21 protein-coding genes are annotated in these 23,355 nt (G+C 72.6%); 7 read left to right on the top strand and 14 right to left on the bottom strand.

Annotated elements, in window-relative coordinates; genetic code table 11:
* Positions 1 to 72 precede the first annotated feature (72 nt).
* Both CLV28_RS02860 and CLV28_RS02865 read left to right on the top strand, forming a co-directional pair.
* Positions 73 to 1,293, top strand: a complete 1,221-nt coding sequence (locus CLV28_RS02860; RefSeq protein WP_239073158.1) for an AMP-binding protein — start codon at positions 73 to 75, stop codon at positions 1,291 to 1,293.
* Positions 1,294 to 1,352: 59 nt separating this feature from the next.
* Positions 1,353 to 2,222 (top strand): 1,4-dihydroxy-2-naphthoate polyprenyltransferase, encoded by an 870-nt coding sequence (locus tag CLV28_RS02865; RefSeq protein ID WP_100421753.1) that lies wholly within the window; start codon positions 1,353 to 1,355, stop codon positions 2,220 to 2,222.
* 22 nt (positions 2,223 to 2,244) lie between these two features.
* Here CLV28_RS02865 and CLV28_RS02870 read toward each other — a convergent pair whose 3' ends face one another.
* Positions 2,245 to 2,544, bottom strand: a complete 300-nt coding sequence (locus CLV28_RS02870) for a DUF4229 domain-containing protein (RefSeq protein WP_239073159.1) — start codon at positions 2,542 to 2,544, stop codon at positions 2,245 to 2,247.
* A gap of 31 nt (positions 2,545 to 2,575) precedes the next feature.
* On the opposite strand from CLV28_RS02870, the gene CLV28_RS02875 reads away from it, so the two are divergent.
* Positions 2,576 to 3,052 (top strand): PLD nuclease N-terminal domain-containing protein, encoded by a 477-nt coding sequence (locus CLV28_RS02875; RefSeq protein ID WP_100421755.1) that lies wholly within the window; start codon positions 2,576 to 2,578, stop codon positions 3,050 to 3,052.
* A 164-nt stretch (positions 3,053 to 3,216) separates the two neighbouring features.
* On the opposite strand, the gene CLV28_RS02880 is transcribed toward CLV28_RS02875, so the two are convergent.
* From CLV28_RS02880 to CLV28_RS02890, 3 genes are all read right to left on the bottom strand, one after another.
* Positions 3,217 to 4,464, bottom strand: a complete 1,248-nt coding sequence (locus CLV28_RS02880; RefSeq protein ID WP_170062615.1) for a DUF11 domain-containing protein — start codon at positions 4,462 to 4,464, stop codon at positions 3,217 to 3,219.
* A 169-nt stretch (positions 4,465 to 4,633) separates the two neighbouring features.
* A complete protein-coding gene (locus tag CLV28_RS02885; protein WP_157802458.1) occupies positions 4,634 to 5,224 on the bottom strand; it encodes an RNA polymerase sigma factor in 591 nt (196 codons plus the stop codon).
* Positions 5,225 to 5,636: 412 nt separating this feature from the next.
* The gene (locus CLV28_RS02890; RefSeq protein WP_157802459.1) at positions 5,637 to 6,788 is read right to left on the bottom strand and encodes a DegT/DnrJ/EryC1/StrS family aminotransferase; all 1,152 of its coding nucleotides are present in this window, start codon (positions 6,786 to 6,788) and stop codon (positions 5,637 to 5,639) included.
* A gap of 401 nt (positions 6,789 to 7,189) precedes the next feature.
* Here CLV28_RS02890 and CLV28_RS02895 point away from each other — a divergent pair, with 401 nt between their 5' ends.
* Positions 7,190 to 8,050, top strand: a complete 861-nt coding sequence (locus tag CLV28_RS02895; RefSeq protein WP_157802460.1) for a DUF11 domain-containing protein — start codon at positions 7,190 to 7,192, stop codon at positions 8,048 to 8,050.
* Positions 8,051 to 8,243: 193 nt separating this feature from the next.
* On the opposite strand, the gene CLV28_RS02900 is transcribed toward CLV28_RS02895, so the two are convergent.
* Positions 8,244 to 8,846, bottom strand: coding sequence for a TetR/AcrR family transcriptional regulator (locus CLV28_RS02900; RefSeq protein WP_100421760.1), 603 nt, complete (start codon positions 8,844 to 8,846; stop codon positions 8,244 to 8,246).
* Positions 8,847 to 8,974: 128 nt separating this feature from the next.
* On the opposite strand from CLV28_RS02900, the gene CLV28_RS02905 reads away from it, so the two are divergent.
* Positions 8,975 to 9,904: an AvrD family protein gene (locus tag CLV28_RS02905; RefSeq protein WP_100421761.1), complete on the top strand. Its 930-nt coding sequence runs from the start codon at positions 8,975 to 8,977 to the stop codon at positions 9,902 to 9,904.
* The gene (locus CLV28_RS02910) at positions 9,901 to 10,512 is read left to right on the top strand and encodes a hypothetical protein (RefSeq protein WP_100421762.1); all 612 of its coding nucleotides are present in this window, start codon (positions 9,901 to 9,903) and stop codon (positions 10,510 to 10,512) included. Before CLV28_RS02905 ends, CLV28_RS02910 begins: the two co-directional genes overlap by 4 nt.
* Before the next feature lie 359 nt (positions 10,513 to 10,871).
* On the opposite strand, the gene CLV28_RS02915 is transcribed toward CLV28_RS02910, so the two are convergent.
* Positions 10,872 to 12,362 carry a class I adenylate-forming enzyme family protein gene (locus CLV28_RS02915; protein WP_239073110.1) on the bottom strand — a complete coding sequence of 497 codons (1,491 nt, stop codon included), beginning with the start codon at positions 12,360 to 12,362 and terminating at the stop codon, positions 10,872 to 10,874.
* 267 nt (positions 12,363 to 12,629) lie between these two features.
* Between CLV28_RS02915 and CLV28_RS02920 the strand changes: the two genes are divergently transcribed.
* The gene (locus tag CLV28_RS02920) at positions 12,630 to 13,880 is read left to right on the top strand and encodes a PucR family transcriptional regulator (protein ID WP_100421764.1); all 1,251 of its coding nucleotides are present in this window, start codon (positions 12,630 to 12,632) and stop codon (positions 13,878 to 13,880) included.
* A 67-nt stretch (positions 13,881 to 13,947) separates the two neighbouring features.
* Here CLV28_RS02920 and CLV28_RS02925 read toward each other — a convergent pair whose 3' ends face one another.
* The 8 genes from CLV28_RS02925 to CLV28_RS02960 form a co-directional block, all read right to left on the bottom strand.
* A complete protein-coding gene (locus tag CLV28_RS02925; RefSeq protein WP_100421765.1) occupies positions 13,948 to 15,909 on the bottom strand; it encodes an FAD-dependent oxidoreductase in 1,962 nt (653 codons plus the stop codon).
* 118 nt (positions 15,910 to 16,027) lie between these two features.
* Positions 16,028 to 17,452, bottom strand: coding sequence for an aldehyde dehydrogenase family protein (locus CLV28_RS02930; RefSeq protein WP_100421766.1), 1,425 nt, complete (start codon positions 17,450 to 17,452; stop codon positions 16,028 to 16,030).
* A gap of 150 nt (positions 17,453 to 17,602) precedes the next feature.
* Positions 17,603 to 18,673: a c-type cytochrome biogenesis protein CcsB gene (ccsB, locus tag CLV28_RS02935; protein ID WP_100421767.1), complete on the bottom strand. Its 1,071-nt coding sequence runs from the start codon at positions 18,671 to 18,673 to the stop codon at positions 17,603 to 17,605.
* Positions 18,674 to 18,676: 3 nt separating this feature from the next.
* Positions 18,677 to 20,494, bottom strand: coding sequence for a cytochrome c biogenesis protein ResB (resB, locus tag CLV28_RS02940; RefSeq protein WP_100421768.1), 1,818 nt, complete (start codon positions 20,492 to 20,494; stop codon positions 18,677 to 18,679).
* Positions 20,494 to 21,279, bottom strand: a complete 786-nt coding sequence (locus CLV28_RS02945) for a cytochrome c biogenesis CcdA family protein (RefSeq protein ID WP_100421769.1) — start codon at positions 21,277 to 21,279, stop codon at positions 20,494 to 20,496. The genes resB and CLV28_RS02945 overlap by 1 nt, the downstream gene beginning before the upstream one ends.
* A 1-nt stretch (position 21,280) precedes the next feature.
* A complete protein-coding gene (locus tag CLV28_RS02950; RefSeq protein ID WP_100421770.1) occupies positions 21,281 to 21,913 on the bottom strand; it encodes a TlpA family protein disulfide reductase in 633 nt (210 codons plus the stop codon).
* A 48-nt stretch (positions 21,914 to 21,961) separates the two neighbouring features.
* Positions 21,962 to 22,612 carry a histidine phosphatase family protein gene (locus CLV28_RS02955; RefSeq protein WP_100421771.1) on the bottom strand — a complete coding sequence of 217 codons (651 nt, stop codon included), beginning with the start codon at positions 22,610 to 22,612 and terminating at the stop codon, positions 21,962 to 21,964.
* A 52-nt stretch (positions 22,613 to 22,664) separates the two neighbouring features.
* Positions 22,665 to 23,156 carry a MarR family winged helix-turn-helix transcriptional regulator gene (locus CLV28_RS02960; RefSeq protein ID WP_100421772.1) on the bottom strand — a complete coding sequence of 164 codons (492 nt, stop codon included), beginning with the start codon at positions 23,154 to 23,156 and terminating at the stop codon, positions 22,665 to 22,667.
* Between the last annotated feature and the right edge of the window lie 199 nt (positions 23,157 to 23,355).

Consider the following 23,355-nt stretch of genomic DNA (forward strand, 5'->3'; position numbering starts at 1 on the left):
GGTTCATGGTGCTCCCTCCGCCCGCGCGGCGGGCGTGTGCGTGCCGCCCGAGGGCGAGCCTAGGCTGGGTCCGTGCCTGATCGTCCCACCACCCCCGACGCCCCGGCCGGAGGCACGCTGCGCGCGCCGTCGGACCCCCACGCGCTGCGGGCCGCGCTCGCCGCGGCGCTCGCAGGCGGCCCGTGCGTCGTCGCGGGTGACGCCCCGGTGGTCGGTGAGGTCCCTGCCGGGACCGCGCTCGTCGTCGCGACGTCCGGGTCGACGGGCACCCCGCGCGGGGTCGCGCTCGGTGCGGACGCGCTCACGGCGTCCGCGCACGCGACCCACGCGCGGCTCGGCGGGCCCGGTACCTGGGTGCTCGCGCTGCCGACGGCGCACGTCGCGGGCCTGCAGGTCGTCGTGCGCTCGGTGCTCGCCGGGACTCCGCTCGTCGCCCCGCCGCCCGGCACGCGCGTCGACCTGGGAGCGCTCGCTCGCCTCGTCGGCTCGGCGCCCGGGCCGCGCCGCTACGCGTCGCTCGTGCCGACCCAGCTGCACCGCGCGCTCGAGGCCGCCGACGCGGGCGACCCGGACGGCGCGGCGGCCCTCGCCGCGCTGCGCACCCTCGACGCGGTCCTGCTCGGCGGGGCCGCGACCCCGCCCGCGCTGCTCGCCGACGCCCGCGCGCGCGGCGTCCGGGTCGTGACGACCTACGGCATGACCGAGACCAGCGGCGGCTGCGTGTACGACGGCGTCCCGCTCGACGGCGTCCGGGTGCGGGTCGGGGACGGCGGGCTGCTCGAGATCACCGGGCCGACGCTCGCGACCGCCTACCTCGGGGACGACGACGCGACCGCGGCCGCGTTCACGACCGACGCGACGGGCGTGCGCTGGTTCCGCACGAGCGACGTGGGCACGGTCGAGGTGAGCACGGTCGATGCCAGCCCTGGTCGCGCTGCGCGCGTCACCGTGCTCGGGCGCGCCGACGACGTCGTGCTCACGGGAGGCGTCAACGTCGCGCCCGCCGCGGTCGAGGCCGCCCTCTCGGGCGTCGACGGGATCGGCGAGGTGTGCGTCGTCGGCGTCCCCGACCCCGAGTGGGGCGAGGTCGTCGTCGCGGTCGTCACGGCCACGGGCGCGTCCCGCGACGAGCAGACGCTGCTCGGGCGGGCCCGCGTGCGCGTCGCGACTACCCTGGGTTCGCCCTGGGCGCCCCGCCACCTGCTCGTCGTCGACGCGCTCTGGCACCGCGGACCGGGCAAGATCGACCGGTCGGCCGTGCGTGCCCACGCGACGCGCGCGCTCGGCCGGTGACCACGACCGACCCGCCCGGGACCCTCCCCGCCCCGGCCCGCACCACAGACAGGACACGCATGGCCTCCGCCTCCGAGTGGCTCCAGGGCGCTCGACCCCGCACGCTGCCCGCCGCCGCCGCCCCCGTGATCGTCGGGACCGGCGCCGCCGCCTACGCTGACGGGTTCGACCTGCTGCGCGCGCTGCTCGCCCTCGGCGTCGCGCTCGCCCTGCAGGTGGGCGTCAACTACGCCAACGACTACTCGGACGGCGTGCGCGGCACCGACGTCGACCGGGTCGGGCCGCTGCGGCTGACCGCCACGGGGCTCGTGCCCCCGCGTCAGGTCAAGGTCGCGGCGTTCGCCGCGTTCGGCGTCGCCGCGGTGCTCGGACTCGTCATCGTCGTGCTCAGCGGGCACTGGTGGCTGCTCGCCGTGGGTGCGGCGTGCGTGGTCGCCGCCTGGTACTACACGGGCGGCAAGACCCCGTACGGGTACCTCGGGCTCGGCGAGGTGGGGGTGTTCGTGTTCTTCGGCCTCGTCGCGACCGTGGGCACGACCTACGTGCAGGCGGACGCCGTCCCCTGGGTCGCGTGGGTGGGCGCGGTCGCGGTGGGGCTCATCGCGTGCGCGATCCTCATGGTCAACAACGTGCGCGACATCCCGACCGACGCGGTCGCGGGCAAGCGCACGCTCGCCGTGCGCCTGGGCGACCGGCGGGCGCGGTTCGCGTACGCGGCGCTCGTCTGGCTGCCGCTCGTGCTCGGGCTCACGTGCGCGGCGGTCGCGCCGTGGAGCTTCCTGCTGATCCTGCTGCTCGCCCCCGCCGCGGTGCTGACGGTGCCCGTCGTCGCGGGCGCGCGGGGACGCGCGCTCGTGCCCGTGCTCGCCGGCACGGGCATGTACGAGCTCGCGTTCGGGGTGCTGCTGGGCCTGGGGCTCGCGCTCTAGCCCGGCGTCAGGCGGACGGTCCTCAGCCCGCGGAGCGCTGCGCGTCGTCCGCGGCGTCCTCGGCGGCGTCGTCGTCCGCCAGACCGCGCTGGAACCGGCTGCCCTTGCCGTCGGCCTTGAGCTCGCGACGACGCTCGCCGCGCGTCGCGAGGTAGGTCGCCGCGGCGTCGCGGGGCTTGGCGAGCAGCAGGTACGACAGGAGCAGCGCGACGACCGCGGCCAGGAGCACGAGCAGCCAGTCGCGTACGCCCGCGAGGTAGAGACCGCCGAGGGCGGCGGCGAACAGCAGCAGGCGCAGGACGGTGTAGGTCACGAGGGGCACGCTTCCCAGGGTAGGCGCATAGGCTGGGTGCATGTTCCGCCTCGTCATGGTCCTGGCCGCCGTCGGCCTCGCCGTCTACGCCCTCGCCGACTGCGCGAGCAGCGACTCGAACGAGCGCGGGGGTGCCCCGAAGTGGCTGTGGTACCTGATCATCGTCGTGCTGCCGCTGTTCGGTCCGCTCGCCTGGATCCTCTCCCGGCGCTCGCGCACGACCCGGGTCGCCGGGACCGGCTCGCGCCCCGCACGGGGCGCCCAGCGTCGCGGCCCGGTCGCGCCCGACGACGACCCCGACTTCCTGTGGAAGCTCGAGCAGGAGCGCCGTCGCCGCGAGCGCGAGTCGGGCGGCGGCACCCCGACCGGTGACCGGACGGACGACGCGCCGTCCGGCCCCGGGTCGGACGACGCGGCCGCGGGCGGTGCGCCGTCCGACGGACCCGCCGGCGCGGGCGACGAGCCCGACGAGCGCCCGACCGACGACGACCGGCCCACGAGCGGCGGGCTCGCCTAGGCGCTTCTCCCGTAGGGGTGATGAAACGTTCGGCATGATCGCCCGCCGAGCTCCTCGCGGCCTTGCTCGTTGTCCTTCGCCTGTGGCGGCGTCGGGTGGAATGGCGTGGGGCGGAGGCGTGGACGGCGTCCCACTCATCAAGCGAGGCGCCGTCCACGCTGGGCTCAGCTGCAGCTGATGATGAGCCCCGTCAGAACGCTGCACGACGTGCTCGCCGTGTCGTTGGCCGTGTTCGGGTCGTCTGGTGATGACGACGTTCGAGTCGCAGTTGCCGAGAGCGACCCGAGTGAGAGCAACCCCAGGTTCGCGCGGAACGTCTGAGAAGCAGCGCTGCCGTTCGTGATCGCTCCTGTCACGCACGTGACGACGTCGGTGCTGCTGGTGTACCCACACCCAGCAGGGAGGTTCGAGGCTGAGGTCACTGCTGACGGGAGCTGAATGCTCACGGTTGCTCCGAGCACGTCGCCTGGACCGTCGTTGCTCGAGGTCAGCGTGTAGGTGATGTACGACGTCAGGATCGGTCCGGCGACTGCGCCCAGCGTGACTCCGACATCCGCTGATGCCGCGTTGACGGTTGTTGTGGTCGAGTCCGTGTTGTTGCCCGCGGCTGGGTCGGCGTTGCTCGCCCCGGCAATCGCCGCGTCAGCGGTGACCACCCCCACCGACGTCGTCGTCGCGTCGACCGAGATCGTCGTGGACGCTCCGTCAGCGACACTCACCGGGTAGCACTCGAGCGTCGAGCCGCTGGTCGTACATGCAGCACCTGGCGGAGTGAGGGAGCCGAGGGTGACTCCTGCGCCGGAGAAGTCCACGACGAAGCCGGCCGAGCCAGCGTCGGGCCCGTCGTTGGAGAGTTCGACCTCATAGGTGACGGTGTCGCCCACGGACACGGGGTCAGGGCTGTCAGTCACCTCGACTCCGAAATCTGACGACAGCGGTGCCGGAGAGATGGTGTAGGTCGCGCCGCGACCGTTGTCGGCGCGATACGGGTCGCTCTCGTTGAAGTACACGGTGGCGTTGAAGCCGCCCCTGCCCGCTTGCGTGAACTCGATCGAGTAGGTGGCGGTGAAGCTGTCCCCCGAGGCAAGACTCGCGAGGGTGCAGTCCGACGTGGCCCCCGACGTGCATGTGGCTGCCGTGGACGTCCCCGTGATGCTCCCCGTGGCGGCTCCGCTCCGTGTTCCCTTGAGGACCACGTCCGTCGCGGCGTCCGGCCCGTTGTTCGTCACAAGGACGTCGTAGGTGAGGGTGCCCCCCACCTGTGCCGTGGTGCCGGATGCTGTCAGCGTGACGCTGAGATCGGCGATACCGGCAGCTGTGGCCGTGCTCGCCGAAGCGACAGCGCCGCCCACCGCGACGGCGACAACTGTGAGGGCGGCAAAGAATCTGGCACGTACGCGTTTGACGCTCATGGTGAACCCTTTCAGGTGAGTCATTGCTGAGCCGGCACCGCGAGGTGGCGGCAAAGCCCGAGCTTCGTCGCCCGGACCTGAGACGAGCGGACGACGCGTTGACGCCCGCTCGCAGGACTACCCCTGGACATGTCCGGCCCCCCGACAAAGGTTCTCCACCGGCAGTCGGCTATGTCGCAGGACGCCCGAGGTCGTGCCTCAGCGCGTGTCGAGCACGGTAGAGACGTGACTTCACGGTCCCGACCGGCATCCCCAGGTATCGGGCGACGTCATTGACGCTTTGGTCGGCGAGAATGCACAGCGCCGCGACCTGAGAATCACGCGCGTCAAGCCGACCGATCGCCTGGCCAACCTTCCGTCCCAGTTCCCCTGCGACAACGATCTCCGCAGCACCGGAACCCGACGAAAGAGCGTCGCGCATGGACGCGAGCCGTGCCCACAGGCGACGCTGACGACGGGCTGCTCTCAGGTAGTTGTCGCCGACGCGGTTCGCCGTGGCGAGCAACCACGGGAGCATCGAATCCCCCAGGACGATGTCGCTACGGCGACGCCATGCGTGCAGGAACGTCTCTGACGTGATGTCCTCTGCAAACGAACTCTCCCCGGACGTGGATGCGACGCGCGCGAGCCGACGACACGTGTGGCGGTAGACGGCCTTGACGTGGCGGCGGTAGAGCGCCTCGAACGCGAGGTCGTCGCCCTGGCAGGCAGCCGTCAGGAGAGAGGCGTCGGGCGCAGTGTCATATCTCGGGCGGCCCATCGAGCTCCTTGGTATGGGTGCCGGGCGCATCACAAGTCTGCGGTCGGTCGGTGTCGCCGACGTTCACGGCCTCGGTCTCGTTGGCGGAGACCTGCAGCCGCTGCACCGAGTTCAATCGGCACCGCGTTCAACCGGCACCGCGACGATCTGCACGTGCGGACCGTCCGCAACGACGGGCTTGGTGGACATGAGTGCGAGTCAAGGTCGACGCGCCGAGCATGGACTGCCCGGTTGCTTGGCCTGGACAAGCGCTGGCGATGCGGTCGGTGCCGACGTTCGAGAGGAAGCTCGCCTTGTGAACGGCGTTGTGGACCGCCCCGTCAGACCGACCGCGCCCTCGCGTTGCGGGTCCGGCGAGCCGACTCATCCGCATGCGAACGACGGCCTGCTCTATGCCACGCCCGACCTGTGGTCATCTGAGCGCCGCCGCGTCGAGGGCTGGCGCACACACGCGCACGGCCTCCACGACGCGGTCGACTTCCTGAGACGTCAGCTCGGGGTAGCAGGGGATGCATACGAGTCGCCGCGTCAGCCCGTCCGCGACCGGGGTCGACGTCGCACGGTGCGGCATCCCGGTGAGCGCGGGCTGCTCCGCCAAGGTGGTCGGGTACACGCGCTCGCACACGACCCCGCGGCGGCCGGCCGCGAAGATGAACGCTTCCGCGTCGGCCACCTCGATCGCGAACTTGTACCAGGCGTGCCGTGCCCCGACCGGCACCTGCGGGAGCCCGACCGGGAGGCCGGCGAACGCACTCAGGTAGTGCTGCGCGATCTCGTCGCGCCGGTCCCGCCAGGCGTCGAGGCGATCGAGCTCCAAGAGAGTCACCGCCGCGGTGAGCTCGTCCATCCGTCCCCGAGTTCCCAGCTCGTGGTGGACGTAGCGATCCTCGGGATCACGCCCGAGGTCAGTGAGCCGCCGGACCCGACGCGTCGCCGACGGGTCGCGCGCGATCACGAGGCCGCCGTCCGCCAGACCGCCCGCGCACTTGCCGACCCACAGCGAGAAGCACCCGAAGTCGCCGAAGGTCCCAACCCGCCGTCCGGCGATCGAGGCACCGTGGGCCTGGGCACAGTCCTCGACCAGCGCGATGCCGTGCGAGGCCGCCAGCACGGACAGTTCAGGCAGATCCGCCGGTGCGCCGTGCATGTGCACCGGGACGATGGCTGTGGTCCTGTCCGTCACGGCCGCAGCGACGGACTCGGGGTCGAGCGTGCGCGTCAGCGGGTCGACGTCCACGAGCACCGGGACCGCGCCGATGGATGCTGCGGCGAACGCGGTCGACGCGAACGTCGTCACCGGCATCACCACCTCGTCGCCCGGACCGACGCCTGCCGCCCGCAGAGCGACCTGCAACGCGACGGTGCCGGACGAGACAGCGACCGCGTGCCCGCCCCAGGAGTCCTCGACAAAGCGTTCGAGAGCCCGCACCTGACTGCCCTTGTGGAACCTGCCCTCGTCGACGACCCGGTCGAGCGCGACATGGATGTCGTCTCGCAGGGCCGCGACCCGCCGTGAGTGCGCCTCGGACGGGATGGGTTCGATCGTTCGGATCAGCATGGACATGCCCTGCTCCTCGCGGTCCGCGAGAGGTTCCCCTGCACCAGTCGCGTCCGCGCCGTGCGCTCCCCCCGCACCCACAAGCATGAGTCACGCCCAAGTAGGCGCAAGCCGTGTGCGTGCAGCCTTCGCGGAGTCCAGCGAGGAGTCGTAGGCTCGGGGTGCGGCGATCGAGGATGGCATGCTGGCGATGGTCCAGGCAGCGAGCGCTCAATGGTGACGCAACTCGTGCGTGTCGACGCTCATCACAGTTCTTTTGCATGGGTCGATCCAACGGCCGTGCCCGGGGGGGAGGAACTTTCTGCGCCATCGGTGGCGATCCACCGCAATCGCACTGGTGGGACATCTCTTGCGAGCCGAACCGCCCTGACCCCTTCGCGGTCGGGCGACGGAAAAGGAGCACTCCCATGCATTCATCTCGCACGCGGCGACCAGGCGTCGCCCTCGCCGTCGTGGCGGCCACGCTGGCCGCACTCTTTGGCATCACGCTCGGCGCCGCACCCGCAAGCGCTGCCCCGAGCGTCACCTTCACGTCGAGCAACTTGTCTCCCGCGCCCGGCGACCAGTTCACGTTGACGATCACGGGCACGTCCGACGGCAACTACACCGACGCCAACTTCCGCATCAGCAACACCAACTCGCCCGACTTCGCGGACGTGACGTCGCTGGTTGCCTGCAGCGGTGCGGCGAGCTGCGAGGAGCACTTCGAGGCCCAGCGCGTGAACCTGGGGAACCTGACGACCGGCCAGCCGATCAACCTCACCATGACCCTGCAGGTTGACGCGGACGCGCCTTCCAGCAACGCGTTCCTGTACTACACGTTCAACGCGGGCGGCCAGACCCGCGGGTCGGGCAACGGGCCCGCGTTCAACATCACGGCACCAGCAGCCGATCTCGCAGTTGACCTCTCGGCATCGCCCAACGGAATCCTCACCTCGACGGTCAAGTACGAGCTCGACGTGGCCAACGGCGGTCCCGGCGCACTCAGCGCGGCAACGATCACGACGACCTTCTCCGGTGCGGTCACCAACGTCACATCTCCCGACGGGTGCACCTCTGCGGGTGGAACGGTCTCGTGCCCGATCGGCGCACTGGCGTCAGGGGCTTCGACGACGGCCGAGTTCTCCGTCCAGCCAGGACTCCTGGCTCTCGGCCCGTTCACGGCAACCTCCGTGCGCACGACGAGCACCCCGAACGATCCCAACCCGGCCAACGACACCGCGACGGCGAGCTGCACCGCACTCACCTCGCTCATCGTGATCTGCTGACCGCAGTCTGCTGACGCCCGCCCCGACGGCGTTCAGCACAACGCACCGGGTCGGGTGCCCCACACACCGGCACCCGACCCGGCCCACACCAGACAAGCCACGCGGCTGCCCCCAGCGCCACACCCACAGGCATCCGCTCGTGGGTCTTCGGGCGGAACTGCGGCGAGATCAGCGGCGCCAGGAAGAGACACACCTACGAGAAGGAGTCAGCGCGGCCCCGACGCAGCAGCGCGAGCGCGGCGTCGGCCGTGCTGCGGGCGAGGTCCTCGTCGAGCCCGCCGGGCCCGGGCAGCAGGGCGCGGGTCAGGATCGGCCCGACGAGCACGTCGCACACGAACGGCAGGTCGTGCGGCGGCCCGATCTCGCCGCGCGCGACGGCCCGGTCGACCACGCGCACGACCCGCACCCGCCGCGGGCCCATGAACCCCTCGCCGTACAGGCGCGCGACGTCGGGGTCCGTGCGCACCGACTCGAGGATCCCGGGCAGGTTCTTGTGCAGCAGCGGGTCCGCGAACATGAGGACCTCGCCGCGCTGGAGCTCGAGCACGTCGCCGGCGAGCGACCCGGTGTCCGGGGTGGGCTCGTTGCCGTACCGCGACGCGATGACGGCGAACGCGAGGTGCGCGACGTTCGGGAAGCGGCGGTAGAACGCCGGACGCGTCGTGCCGATCTCGCTGCACAGACTCTCCACGGTGAGCCGCGAGTAGCCGTCGGTGCGCATGACGCGCTCGCCCACGCGCAGCAGCGCGTCGGTGATCGCAGGGTCCTGGGGCCGCCCCGGCGGCGACGACGACATGCTGGTGACGCTACCAACGGCACCTCGTGTGATGCCCGCGGCACGCGAGGATCCTGCCTCCGATGGCACGGCCGACGGTTTCACGATTCGCTTACGCCTGACGGCGTAATGCGACTAACCGGAGGCGCATGGTGACGCGGACACGTGTGAGCACCCTGGAGGATCTCCTCGGACCGAGCACTGGACGCTACTTCGCCGCTGGATACCGTCACGTCGAGCATGCGCTCGAGGTGAGCGGATGGTTGCCGTCGGCGGGCGAGTATGGACCGACGTGGTCCGGCAGTGCGCGTGTCAGCTACCCGGCGGCCTGGTCGGTCGGCACCGACGGCACTCCCCGGCGTCCGCATCTGAGCTCGGTCGACGCGATCGCCCTCACCGTGCTCGCCGCCGAGAGGTTGGTCGGTGCCGATGCTCCAGGCCGCTGGGTGCGCGCGATCGAGCTGCGGGCGAGCCACGAGCCGTGCTGGGAGCTCGACGACGTCCCGCTCGCCCTCGTTGCCCAGGAGACCGATCTCGGTCTGTGTGTGCATGGCACGGTCGGGACCATCCGCACGGCCGTGATCATGACGCCGCCAGCACTGGAAGCGTCGGCAACGCCCAGTATTGGCAGCGTCTACGGCGGGTCCGCCCGGCGCACGACGAACCGCACGGTGGTCGACCCGATCGACCATGAGACGTGCAGCGTGCGGTCCGTGCGCTCGTTCGCCACGGACGACCCGACGGACCTCGGCCCAGTCGGCGGCCTCGAGTCGGCGTACCGGCCGGCACTCACCGTGATCGATCATCTCGTCACGATGGGTCAGCTCGTGCAGGCTCTCGTGCAGGGGCTCAACTCGACCGACCGCGACCGCATGAGCAACCTGTGGATGCGGACCATGCGGATCTCCGACGTCCCGCGGCCCGCACCCCTTCCGGTCGCGATCGACACGACGACACGCGTGCTGCGGGACACACTCGTCGACCGGGGAGGCGTGCGAATGCACGATCTCGTGGTCGAGTCGCTCGGGTCGGACGGCGTGCACGCGGACGCACGCCTGGCGTACCAGGAACTCCCGTGAGCGACCACGCCACCGACAGCGCGATGCAGGACCGGGTGCTACGGGCCGCGTCGACCCTTCTCGCGCGGAGTGCATTCGTCGAAGTCCGTCTCGACGACGTCGCCGCAGCCGCATGCTGCGACGTCGAGATCGTCGCACACCTGCACGGAGACATGCACGGGGTCGCTACCGCGGTGCTGCACGCCGAGGGATCGCTCATGCGGAGGGCGATGATCGAACCCGGACCGGGAATCGACCCGCTCGACGCCTTGATCCGCACCTTCGTTCAGGTCGGCTGCACCATGCGTGACCGCGTCGAGGTTCGTGCGGGCATGCGGCTCGCCGCCGAGTCGCACCGCCACTTCCCCGAGCGCTCGATCGACCCGTTCCGCACTTGGGAGACGTTCGTCCTTGCACGGCTGCACGAGGCGCGCGCAGCGGGAAGGCTCAGCGCTGACGTCGAGGTGGAGCACCTCGCATGGACTCTCGTCGCCGCAGGCATGGGCACCAAGGACCTCGTCGAGTTCCGGGATGCCTGGGACGAAGCACCGGACCGCCTCGGCCGCGTCGCGCGGGTGATTCTCTCCCGAGCAGGCGACGAGGCTATTGCGATCCACCGCAGTCCGTAACATAGTTGTCCTGGACGAAGTTCCCGGTGGCCCGTGAACTACGGTCGCGGTCCTGGACGTCGCAGGGGGACGTCCACGGCTATGCCCGCTCACGCCACCCGTACGCCGGCGACGGCACACCGCACGCGGGCAACGCCGCCCGGCCGCGGAGCACGGGAAGCACGGCTCTCCACCTTTCGGGAGATCACCCTTGCACCGCTTCACGCCGTGGACGGCCACCGCCGACGCGGCACGCCCCATCACCGCCGCCGGAATCATGGCAGCCAGCACCGCGGCGTTCGGGCGTGAACCACGCACACACATCAAGGTCGGGGCCAGCGCCCGGCTGACCGCGTCGAGGACGTCCCGGGTCAGCTCGCCTAGACCGACGCGCCCTCGCGCACGAGCGCACGCAGGTCGCCCTTGACGACCTTGCCGACGCCGTTGCGCGGCAGCGCGTCGACCACGAGCAGTCCGCGCGGCACCTTGTAGCGCGCGAGCCGCTGCGAGCAGAACTCCGCGACGTCCTCGAGCGTCAGCTCGTGCCCCGGGGCGAGCACGACGACCGCGACGGGCTGCTCGCCGTACATGTCGTCGGGCCGCCCGACGACCGCGACCTCCTGCACCGCGTCGTGCTGGTGCAGGACGTTCTCGATCTCCATCGGGTAGATGTTCTCCCCGCCACGGATGATCATGTCCTTGACCCGGTCCACGAGCCGCAGGTAGCCGTCCTCGTCGAGCACGCCGACGTCGCCCGTGGCGAGCCAGCCGTCGCGCAGCGCCGCCGCGGTGTCCTCCGGGCGGCCCAGGTAGCCGCGCATGACGTTCGGCCCCTGCACCTGGATCTCGCCCGCCTCCCCGACGGGCAGCGCGGCACCGTCGGCGTCCACGACGCGGATACGGCAGCCCGGCAGCGCGAAGCCCACCGTCCCGTCGCGGCGCTCGCCGTCGAGCGGGTTCGCGGTGCAGGCGGCCGTCGTCTCCGACAGGCCGTAGCCCTCGACCACGGGCACGCCGTAGCGGGCCCCGAACCGCTCGATCAGTCCTGGCGGCATGGGAGCCGCCCCGCAGACCGCGAACCGGAGCGTCGACGAGGACGGCGCGTCGGGCAGGGCGAGCAGCATCGCGTAGATGGTCGGGACCCCGGAGGTGTACGTGGCACCCTCGCGCTCGACCAGCGACCAGAACGCGGTCGGGTCGAACCGTGGCGCGACGTAGGACGTCCCGCCCGCGAGCAGCGGCGCGACGACGCTCACGACGATCCCGTTGATGTGGAACAGCGGCATGATGAGCAGCGACCGGTCCTCGGCGGTCAGCGCGAACCAGTCGATGACCATGCGGCCCATCGCGGCGACGTTCGCGTGGTCGAGAACGACTCCCTTGGGTCGGCCCGTGGTGCCGCTCGTGTAGATCAGCAGCGCGGTGTCGTCGTCGGCGGCGCTCGGCGCGGGGACGTCGCCCGCGACCGTGCCGAGCTCGTCGGCCGGCACGACCGGCACGGGCGCGTCGCCGAGCCGGGCGGTGCTGGGCTCGTCCGCGACGACGACGACCGCGCGCGCGTCGGTGATCTGGTAGTGCGCCTCGTCGGCCGTGAGCGCGGGGTTGAGCGGCGTGCACGCCGCGCCCAGGCGCCAGGCGGCGAACATGGTCACGACGAGCTCGACCCGGTTGGGCATCATGACGGCGACCGTGCCGCCGTGCGCGACGCCGAGCGTCGCGAGGTGCGCTGCCGCCGCGTCGACCGCGCGCGCGAAGCCTGCGTTGTCGAGGGTCGTGCCGGCGTCGGCGATGCAGGCGCCGGTGGGGTCGGCGTCGCGGCGGGCGTCGGGGATGCGTGCGACGGGGATGCCTGGGACGAGGGTCGCGTCCACGGGTCCACCTCCTTGTGGTTCGTGCTCGTGGGTTCGTGCTCGTGGGTTCGTGCAGGTCGTTCGTGCTGGTCCGGTCGCACGGTGCGTCGTCGCCCGAGCGCCTCGGGGCGCCCGTGGTCGTGGCGCTCCCGTGCTCAGGCTAGGAGCCGCAGACCTCGCAGACGATGTGCGCCCGCCCCGCGCTCTGATACCGGACTGTGCGATCGCACATCGGCGGCGCCCCCGCTCCGCGACCCGGCATCGACGAACGAGTCCTAGCATCGAAGGATGACGACGACGTCCCCGCCCTTGCCCGCACCCCTCGCCCGGACCTCCGCGCTCGTCGCGGCCGTCGCCGAGCGGCTGCTCGGGTCGGTCGAGACGGTCGTGCACGAGCTCAACGCCGAGGTCGGCGCGCGCGTCCCCGCGCTCGCGGCGGACCGAGCCATCGCGGACGACACCGCGGCGAGCAACCGCCGCACCGTGCTGCACTTCCTGCACTCCGTGGCCGCCCACCCCGACCGGCCGGTCGCCGCGCAGCCGCTGCCCGAGATCCAGCAGAAGGTCACCAACCTCGTGCGGCGCAGCGTCGACGTCGACGTCGTGATCCAGGCGTACCGGTACGGCCAGCAGGCGATCTGGGACCGCTGGATGGACGCGACCGGGGCCGTCGTCGAGGATCCCGCCGAGGTCGCCGCCGTGCTGCGGCAGGGGTCCGACCTGCTGTTCGGCCACGTCAACGACCTGCTCGCGCTCGAGGTCGCCGAGATCCAGCGCCAGCGTGACGAGATCGCCGCGCACGGCACCAACCGTCGCGCCGAGACGATCCGGCTGCTGCTCGACGCCGCGCCCGTCGACCCGGCCGCGGTGAGCGCGCGGTTCGGCTACGACGCGCGCGGACGCCACACGTGCCTCGTGCTGTGGGACGGACGCACCGACGACGCCGCGCTCGAGTCCGCTGCGAGCGCGATCGCGGCGCGGCTCGGGTGCCGGTGGGTGGGTCTTCGCGCCGGCGCGGGACAGCTGTGGGCCTGGCTGGCCGGGGACGTCGCGCGCGACGCCCTCGCGACGGCGTGGTCGTCGCTCGACGCGCCCCCGCACGTGCTGGTCGGCCCGACCCTGCGCGGCGTCGAAGGGTTCCGCACGAGCCACCACGTGGCCGTGGACGTCCAGCGCTTCGCGATGCAGGACGCCGAGCACGGCGCCCTGACCTGGTGCGACGAGCTCGGGCCGGTCGCGCTCGCGGGCGCCGACACGGCGCGGGCCCGGGCCTTCGTCGCCGAGGCCCTGGGCGGGCTCGCGGCCGACGACGCGACGCTCGACGACCTGCGGCGCACGCTCCTCGTCTACTTCGAGGAGGGCGAGTCGGCGCCGCGCGCCGCGGCCCGGCTGTTCACGCACCGCAACACGGTGCTGCAGCGCGTCGCCCGCGCGGTCACGCTCGTGGGCGCGCCGCTCGCGCAGCGGCGCCTGCGCGTGTTCCTCGCGCTCGAGCTCGCGCACCGGCTCGGACGGGACGTGCTGACCCCGACCTCGTGACCCCACGGAGCCGCCGGTCGACGTCGGTCCCGGCCGCCCCGCACCGGGGACGGCCGGGACCACCGCCTCAGCCGGCGAGCACGTGGTGCGCGGTGCGGCGCGCGAGCGTCATGACCGTGATCATCGGGTTGACCGACGAGCACGTCGGCATGCCGCTCGCGTCGGCGATCCACACGCCGCGCACGTCGTGCAGCTCGCCCCGGACGTCGGCGACGCTCGTCGCGGGGTCCGTGCCCAGCGGTGCGCTGCCCATCTGGTGCGCGCTGAACGCGACGAGCCCGCCCGCGCCGAGCGGGAGCTCCTCGAGCCGGGCGACGAACTCCTCGACGTCCTCGCCCCGGTGCCACGGCGTGCCGGGCTGACCACCGACCCAGATCGTGTCGGCACCCGACGCGGCGTGCATGCGCACGCACGCGGCGACCGCGTTGCGGAACGTGCGGCGGTCGCCCTCGTGGTCGAACGGGTACGTCGCGACCGAGCGGCCGTCGTCGTCGATGCTGATCCGGCCGCCGCCGAGGTCCTCGATGATGAACACCCAGTCGGCGCGCGAGCGGTACCGGGACGTGAGCTCCTTGTGCTCGGCGGCCGAGGTCCACGGGGTCACCGAGGCGTACAGGCCCGGGAACTGCTGCACGCCTTCGACGAGGAACGCCGATCCGCCCGTGCTCGTGCCCCCGAACTGGTCCATGATCCCGGCCTGCGCGGGCCCGTCGTAGGGCGCGAGGTCCTCGTCGCCGTACAGGCCGCTGACCAGGCCCGCCGGGTGCAGCTTGAGCCCGGCTCCCACGGCCGGGCCGCCGATGCCCGAGCGGAGCAGCAGCGCCGGCGTCTCGATGCTGCCGGCCGCGACCACGACGGTCGGTGCGGAGATCGTGACGGTGTGCGCGACCTGGCCCGCGTCGTCGAGGATCTCGACCGCGACGCCCGCGGCCGCGCCGTCCTCCACGAGCACCTCGACCGCACGCGCCCGGGGGACGAGGACCGCGCCCGCGTCCGACGCGTCCTGCAGGTAGGTGCGCATCGTGCCCTGCTTCGCCCCCGTCGCGTCGCCGAACCCGCTGAACCCGGCGGCGTGCTGCACGTACCGGTCGGGGTCGATGTTGAGCGCGGCCGTCTGGTACGACCACCCGAGCCGGTCGGCCCCCTGCGCGAGCTTGGTGTGCGGTCCGTTCTGGTACGCGACCTTGTCGTTGACCTTGAGGCGGTCCATGACGGCGCGCGCGTGCTCGAGCCACGAGTCCTCCGCGACGTCCGTCAGCCCGAACTCGCTCGCCCACCGCTCGCGCAGGCGGTCGGGCAGCGGGACGGAGTTCGACCAGTTGACAGTCGAGCCCCCACCGACGACGCCGCCCGCGACGACGTTGACCATGCCGTCCGCGGTCGGGAACACGCCGCCCTTGAGGCACAGCTGCTGGTAGGCGGCGAGCTCGGTGACCCCGAATTCGGACTCCGACCAGTAGCTGCCCGCCTCGAGGACGACGACGCGACGCCCGGCGCGGGCGAGCTCGGCAGCCGCGACGCCGCCGCCCGACCCCGAGCCGACCACGACGACGTCGCACTCGACGACCTCGCCCGGCGTGGTCTCGTGCACGGTCAGCGTGCGGCCGAGCCGGTCGGCGACGTCGGGCACGCCCGGGAAGCCCATGCCGGTCAGCAGCGGGCTGCGACCCTGCTCGTCGGTGATCGCGTACGCGAGGTTGATCGCGAGCTGACGCACGGCCGCGACGCCCACCCCCGCCTCGGGGGCGATGCGCGACACGACCCCGACGGTCGCCTCGCGCACGTGCTGCGGCTGGTTCTTGAGCCCGGTGAGCGTGAACGCGTCGAGCAGCTCGACGATCCCCGCGAGCTGCTCGGCGGGCAGCCGCGTGGTCAGGTACTGCTCGACGGCGACGTCGGCGCCGAGCGCGCTGCCGGCGGTCGCCCAGAAGCCGTGCGGGTCGTCCCCGTCGTGCGGGACGGCCGCGACGAACGTGTCGACGAGCGCCGCGAGGGTCGCGCGGCGGGCGGGGGTCAGGGTCTCAGGCATGGTGCGTCATCGCTCCTCGGTTCAGGGCCCGGCGTCGTCGCCGGGCGGGCTGACGTCGTCGTCAGCGGGGTGTGTCTCACGGGCGGACGGCGGGGCCGCCGTCCGCCCGGCGGTGCGGTCAGGGGAGCTGGAGCGAGGAGGTCACGAGGAAGTCCTCGATCCCCGCGACCCCGAGCTCACGGCCGTTGCCCGACTGCTTGACGCCGCCGAACGGCGCGTGGATGTTGAACGCGCCGTCGTTGACCTGGACCTGCCCCGAGTCGAGCCGGCGCGCGAACGCGACGGCGCGGTCGACGTCCGCGGACCACACGCCCGCGTTGAGCCCGTACTCGGTGTCGTTGGCGAGCGCGACGGCCTCGTCCTCGGTCTCGTACGTCTGGATGACGAGGACGGGACCGAAGATCTCCTCGCGCACGATCCGCATGTCGGGCGTCGTGTCCGTGAAGACCGTCGGTCGCACGTAGTAGCCCTGCGCGTCGACGCCCTCGACGGGGTCGGGACCGCCCGCGAGGAGGGTGGCCCCCTCGTCGATCCCGACCTGCACGTACTCGCGCACGCGGTCGAGCTGGGTCGCCGAGACGAGCGGCCCGATGTCGCTCGCCGGGTCGAACGGGTCCCCCACGACCACGCCCTCGGCGGCGGCCCGCGCGATGGCCTCGTACTCGGCCTTGCGCGACGCCGGGACGACGAGCCGCGTCAGCGCGATGCACGTCTGCCCGGAGTTGAGGAAGCAGTCGCTCGTGCTCGTGGTCACGACCGCGAGCGGGTCGGCGTCGTCGAGCGCGACCAGGGGCGACTTGCCGCCGAGCTCGAGCGAGACGCGCTTGACGGTGCGCGCCGCGACCTCGCCGATGCGGCGCCCGGCCCGCGTCGACCCGGTGAAGGAGACCATGTCGACGCCCGGGTGGGCGACCATGGCCTCCCCGACCGTCGGGCCGTCGCCGCTGACGAGGTTGAACACGCCCGCGGGCAGGCCGACCGCGTCGAGCACCTCGGCGAGCACGAACGCGCTCAGGGGCGCGACCTCGCTCGGCTTGGCGACCACGGTGCAGCCAACCGCGAGCGCGGGCGCGATCTTCGCGACGACCTGGTGGAGCGGGTAGTTCCAGGGGGTGATCGTCGCGACGACGCCGACGGGCTTGCTCACGACGAGCGAGTTGTAGACCTGCTGCTCGAACCGGTGCTCGAGCGCGAGCTCGGTGGTCGCGGCGAGCGACATCAGCGGCAGCCCCACCTGGACGACGTTCGACGTCGCGTACGGCATGCCGACCTCGCGGCTCACGAGAGCCGCGATCTCGTTCTGCCGGCGTGCGAGCTCCTCGGCCGCGAGCTTGAGGTAGCCGACGCGCTGCGCGACGTCGAGCGCGGCCCACGCCGGGAAGGCGGCCCGTGCGGCCTGCACCGCGAGGTCGACCTCGTGGGCCGTGCCTGCGGGGACCGTACCGATCACGGTGCCGTGGGCGGCGTCGGTCACGGTGAAGGTGTCGGGGCTCTCGGCCTCGCGCCAACGGCCGTCGACGTAGTGGGCGGTGTACGAGCTCATGGAGCGACTCCTGATCGGTGGTGACGACGTTGTCACCGACATCCTGAGCCGACGTGATCTGCGCCACAATGTGCACAGGCCCTGCTCTGGACCGCCCCGATGGGCGCTCGTCGCGCCCGGCCGCCGCTCAGGGCACCCGGGCGCCGCGGGTCACAGACCCGAGTACGAGTGCTTGCCGTCGAACAGCAGGTTGACGCCCGTGAAGTTGAACAGCACGCACGCGTAGCCGACGAGCACGAAGTACGCGGCCCGGCGGCCCGACCAGCCGCGCGTGGTGCGTGCGTGCAGGTACGCCGCGTACACGACCCACACGATGAAGCTCCACGTCTCCTTGGGGTCCCAGCCCCAGTAGCGCGCCCACGCGTGCTCGGCCCAGATCGCGCCGCCGATCACGGTGAACGTCCACAGCACGAAGCCGACCGCGTTCATCCGGAAGCTCAGCGCCTCGAGCTGCGTGGGAGCGGGCGTCACGTCGAGCCAGCCGAACGCCTTGCGGTTGAGCAGCGCGCTGCCGTTGTCGCGCGAGTCGCGCAGGAGCTGCAGCACCGACGTCACGAACGCGACCGTGAACACGCCCGTCGCGGTGATCGCGACACCCACGTGGATCACGAGCCAGTACGACTGCAGCGCGGGCTGCACGCCGTTCGCGGGCACGAAGAACGCGTTCTGCGCGAGCACCAGGAAGAGGGTCGCGAGCCCCGTGACGAACGCACCGAGGTACCGCACGTCGCGGCGCGCGTTGACGCCGAGGAACACCGCGAGCGCGACGAACGCGCCGACCATCGAGAACTCGTACATGTTGGCCCACGGCGTACGACCCGCCGCGATGCCGCGCGTGACGATCGCCGCGAGCAGCAGCACCGTCGCGAGGAACGTCGTCGAGACGCCGATGCCCGCGGCCTTCGAGCGGCGGCGGCCCTCGGCCGGGGCGCGCTCGGCGACCGCGACGCCGCCCGACGACGAGCCGCCAGACGAGGATCCACCGACCGACGATCCACCGACCGACGAGCCGTCCTCGGCGGACGCGGCCGACGCAGCAAGACCCTCCGACTCCCCCGACGAGGCCAGCTCCTCCGACTCGGCCCGTGCGGCCTCCGCGTCCTTGACCGCCTGCCGACTGCTCGAGAGCGACGCGAGGTCCCAGGCGAACGCGACGAGCGCGATCGCGAGGACGGTCGCCGCCGCCCACACGAGGTCGTAGCTCAGCTCCGCGACGGTCATGGGTCAGCCTTCCTTCGTACGGTCCGACGCGGCGTCCGCGGCGGGCTTGTCCTGTGCCGGGCCCACGGCGGGACCCTGCTGCTCGTCGGTCCCGGCGCCGGGCAGCGCCGCGACGAGCGCGTCGACCTCGGCCTGCAGGCCCGCGTCGTCGTGCCGTGCGAGACCTGCCGCCGTGATCACGGTACGCCCGGTCGCGTCGCCGGTCCCGGCGGCGACCCGCACCCAGACGCGCCGGCGCGGCGTGAACAGCGACAGCGCGAGCCCGCCGAGCGCCGAGAGCGCGAACACCAGGATCCAGGTGAGCGCCGGGTCGTGCCGCAGGTCGAGCGCGACGTAGCGCGGCAGCGCGTCGAACGAGATCGTGCCGAGCCCGTCGGGCAGCGTCACGGTGTCGCCCGGTGCGAGCTCGACCGTGAGGCGCTCGCCGTCGTCGTCGAGCACGGGCGTCATCTCGCTCGTGTCGAGCCGGTAGACGTTCTGCGGCAGCCCGTCGTCGAGCCCGAGGTCGCCCTCGTAGACGTCGAGCACGAGCATCGGGTTGTAGGGCTGCGGGAACAGCGACACGGCACCGTCGTCCGAGACCTGCGCGGTCGGCAGGAAGTACCCGACGAACCCGAGCTGCTCCTGGCCCGGCGAGACGTCGGGGACCTTGACGACGCCGCGCGAGGTGTAGACCTGGTCCTCGGGGATGAACGGGACGGCGCCCTCGAACGCGACCTCGCCCGCGCCGTCGGTCACCGTGACGGACGGCGCGAACCCGTTGCCCTGGAGGTAGATCTTGGCCCCGCCCACGTCGAGCGGGTGGTTGACCTTGATCGACTCCTCGTGCTGGGTGCCGTCCGGGTCGGTCACGCCGACGTGCGCCGTGAAGTCGCGCGCCTCGCCCGTCTCGGTGAACTCCGACTCGAACGAGTCGAGCGTCATGGTGAACGGCTCGAGCGACGACGGGTCGAACAGCGCGCCGTTCTCGAACGTGTCGTAGTCGACGACCGAGTTCGCGAACCCGCGGCCCTCGATCACGATGGCCTGGGCCCGGAAGTGCAGCAGCTGGCCCGTGGCGACCGACACGAGCAGCCCGAGCAGCGCGAGGTGGAACACGAGGTTGCCGGTCTCGCGCAGGTAGCCGCGCTCCGCGGTGACGGTCCGCTCGCCGCGCTCGCGCGCCGCGTCGGTGGTGTCCTCCACGACCCGGAACCGCGGCAGCCCGAGGAACCGCGAGCGCAGGTGGCGGACGGCGCCCTCGACCACCGCGTCGGGCGTGGCCGTGGTCGTCGCCGCGGCCTGGGCGGGGAACCGCCCGAACGTGCGCGGGGTGCGCGGCGGGGTGCTGCGCAGCGCCCGCCCGTGCGCGAGCGCGCGCGGCAGGATGCAGCCGACGAGCGAGACGAACAGCAGGATGTAGATCGCCGAGAACCACACCGACGAGTAGACCGAGAAGAACCCGAGACGGTCGAGCCACGGTCCGGTCGTGGGGTGGTCGGCGACGTACTGGACGACGGCGGCCGGGTCCTGCGCGTTCTGCGGCAGGACCGACCCGGGCACGGCGGCGACCGCGAGGAGCATGAGGAGCATGAGCGCGACGCGCATGCTCGTGAGCTGTCGCCAGGTCCAGCGCAGCGTGCCGCGCCAGCCGAGCGCCGGGAGCACGGGGGCGGTCGTGCTGCCGCTCCCGGGCGCGCCGGAGCCGCCGGGCTGGGGGGTGCCGGGCTGGGGGGTGCCGGGCTCGGGGGTGCCGGGCTCGGGGATGCTGGTGCCGTCGCTGAACGCGTCGTCGATGCCCTCGGGGCGGTAGCCGCCCGTGCTCGTGGTCTTGTCGCCCATCACAGCACCGGCTCGAACCCGGAGATCCAGACCGTCAGCTGCGAGGTCCACTCCTGCCACACGCCGGTCATGAGCGCGAGCCCGAGCAGCACGAGCAGTCCGCCGCCCGCGCGCATCACGGCGAGGCGGTGCCGGCGCAGGAACCCGACCATGCGCTTCGACGACTCGAGGCCGAGCGCGATCCCGAGGAACGGCAGGCCGAGGCCGATGCTGTAGGCGAGCCCGAGCGTGGCGCCGCGTGCGGGGCTGCCGCCGTCGAGCGAGAGCGCCATGACGGCGGCGAGGGTCGGGCCGATGCACGGGGCCCAGCCGAGGCCGAACACGAAGCCGAGCACGGGAGCTCCCCACAGCCCCGCGCGGGGGCTCACGTGGAAGCGCGCCTCGCGCTGCAGGAACGAGAACGCGCCGAGGAATACCAGGCCCATGAGCACGACCACGGCGCCGAGCACGCGCATGAGCGTGTCCTCGTACCGCAGCAGCCACGAGCCGAGCGCGCCCGCGACCACGGAGAGGCTCACGAACACGACGGCGAACCCGGCGACGAACAGCGCGACCCCGGCGACCACGCGCCGACGGTGCGGTGCGGTCGCGACCGCGGTGCCGCCGTCCGACGCCGTGCCCGACGGGCCGCCGGCGTTGGCCGCGGCCATGCCGCTCACGTAGCCGACGTAGCCGGGCACGAGCGGCAGCACGCACGGCGACGCGAACGAGACGAGCCCGGCGAGGGCGGCGACGGGGATCGCGAGCAGCAGGGAGCCCGAGTAGGCGGTGGCGGCCGGGTCCACGTCAGGCGTCCTCGGCGAGGACGTCGCCGACGATTGCGTCGAGCGTCGACGCCTCGGCCTCGCCGATCACGCGCGCCGCGACGCGGCCCTGCTGGTCGAGGACGACGGTCGTGGGGACGGCCTGGAGCGGCACCGTGCCCTGGAGCGTCGCGACCGCGGCGCCCGTGGTGTCGGCGATCGACGGGTACGGCACCGAGAAGGTCCGTTCGAAGGCCTGCGCGGCCCCGGCGTCGTCCACGCCGTTGATCCCGATGATCTGGACGTCGTCGGGGTGCTCCTCGGCGAGCGCGACGAGTGTCGGCGCCTCGGCGCGGCAGGGCGCGCAGCCCGCGTACCAGGTGTTCAGGAGCACGACCGTGCCCTGGTGGTCGCTCGTGTCGACGGGATCGCCCGCGAAGTCGGTGCCGGTCACGGTCACGGGGTCGGAGCGGTCGTCGGGGGCCCACGTCTTGACCGAGCCGTCGCCCGAGACGTAGCCCTGACCGGTGACGTCGCTGCCCTCGTTCGTCACGCCCGAGGACTGGGAGCACCCGGCGAGCGCGAGCACCCCGACGAGCGCCGCGGCGGCGAGCGCACGGTCGGCGACGGCACGGCGCGCGCGCGGGCGCGCGGACGCGTCTCGGAGGTGGGCCATGCGAGTAGGTTCCTCGACGATCCTGGGCCGAACCTGTGAACGCACGGGTCAGGCGCCGGCGGTGGTCGCGGCGCCCGGGAGGAGGTCGGCCGCAGGCTCGGTGTAGTGGATCCCCGCGAGCTCGTCACCGTCGAACCGGAACGCGGTGACCGAGGCGAGGGTGCACTCGCGCTTGCGCGGGTCGTGCCACAGGCGGCGACCCTCGAACGCGAGGCGCGTGACCCACACGGGCAGCTGGTGGCTCACGAGCACGACCTCGCGCCCGCGGTAGGCGTCGCGGGCCGCGTGGACGACCTCGTGCATGCGGGCGACCTGCGCCCGGTACGGCTCGCCCCACGACGGGCGGAACGGGTTCCACAGGAACCGCCAGTGCTCGGGGTGCCGGAGCGACCCGTCGCCGACGCCGAACGTCATGCCCTCGAAGTGGTTGCCCGCCTCGATCAGGCGTCCGTCGGTGAGCAGCTCGACGCCCGCGGCCTGCGCGATGGGGGTCGCGGTCTCCTGCGCGCGCTGCAGCGGCGACGCGATGACCGCGGCGATGTCGCGCTCGGTCTCGGGGTCGGTGAGGTGCGCGGCGACGCGGCGGGCCATCTCGTGACCGCGCTCGGACAGGTGGTAGCCGGGGATCCGTCCGTAGAGGATTCCCTCGGGGTTGTGGACCTCGCCGTGGCGCATGAGGTGGACCGTCGTGGTGACCATGCGACCAGTGTCCCAAACCTCGACCCCGGCGCCGAACCGCGGGCGTGTGACGTCAGTCGGGCTCGGCCTCGCGGCACGTGCGCGCGACCACGGCCATGGCGTCGCCGAGGGCCGCGAACTGCTCGGGCGTGAGGGCGTCGACCATGAGCCGGCGCACCGCCGCCACGTGCGCGGGCGCCTCGGACACGAGCGTGCGGCGGCCCGTGTCGGTCAGCACGCAGTCGACGCCGCGCCGGTCGCCGGGCGTGGCAACGCGCTTGACGAGCCCTCGTGCCTCCATGCGGCCCACCGTGTGCGTCACGCGGCTGCGCGAGTGCGCGAGTCCGTCGGCGAGCACCGACATGCGGACCGTGCCGGTCGGCGACTCCGACAGCCGCACGAGCAGCTCGTACTCGTTGAGCGAGACGCTCAGGTGCCGCTCGTGCTCGCGTCCGAGGGCCTCGATGAACCGGGAGACGCCCTCGAGGTAGGTGCGCCAGTGCCGCTGCTGCTCGGCGTCGAGCCAGCGGGGCTCGGCTCCGGTCCCGGTCACGGGGTCACTCATGGGGCTCCTCGGTCGTCCGGTCCCGGTCGGGATTCGTGTCGGCCAACTTTTATCAGCACATCCTGCCCCGGCCACGGCGACACGTCTCGGCGAGACGTGACGAGCGCCACGGCGCGCGGTCGGCGTGCGGTCGGGAACAAAGTCCGCTCGGGTGGTGTTGTGCAGTCGTACGTAGTTGAACGTTCAACCGACTTCGAGG

Origin of the sequence: Sediminihabitans luteus (assembly GCF_002797595.1) — a bacterium.
Lineage (GTDB): Bacteria > Actinomycetota > Actinomycetes > Actinomycetales > Cellulomonadaceae > Paraoerskovia > Paraoerskovia lutea.